Source organism: Limnospira sp. PMC 1279.21, assembly GCF_032349615.1.
GTDB lineage: Bacteria > Cyanobacteriota > Cyanobacteriia > Cyanobacteriales > Microcoleaceae > Limnospira > Limnospira fusiformis.
The window spans coordinates 1-388 of the sequence record NZ_JARPLU010000565.1 but is presented as its reverse complement, the minus strand read 5'-3'; the positions used below and the strand labels follow the sequence as shown (position 1 = coordinate 388).

At 49.2% G+C, this 388-nt stretch carries 1 protein-coding gene; it reads right to left on the bottom strand.

The features are described from left to right. Positions 1-345: hypothetical protein (locus P5683_RS25960; protein WP_315645703.1), on the bottom strand; the 345-nt coding region annotated here is incomplete at its 3' end. Positions 346-388: the final 43 nt, after the last annotated feature.

The following is a 388-nucleotide window of genomic DNA, read 5'->3' as shown; positions in this document are numbered from 1 at the left end:
TCGTGCGAGACGTTTAGGAGTGAAATAGGGATGCAATGCCCGAAATAGCCTCCTAGTGGGACTTCCACCCCTTGGTGGAATATAAGGGACTCGTATCCTGACCATCCCATAACTGTTTATATGTCCCGACGCTTGGAGAAATCTGAGCAAGGCAGGGGACTCAAGGTCATAAACAAACTGAGAAATCAGGGAGTAGAGAGTAAAGGCGATAGCCACCCCCAATTTCAGGATACACGATTCTGGGATTGAAGCGGGGAACGGAAGGCGTGAAGTAGAACCTACTACCAAATGCGACCACTGCCAACCATCCATGATTAGGGAAACCGAATGTCCGGCTTGAACCATCGTAATGATTTAGCAGCGTAATAGGTTGCCACGCTGCGCTCAA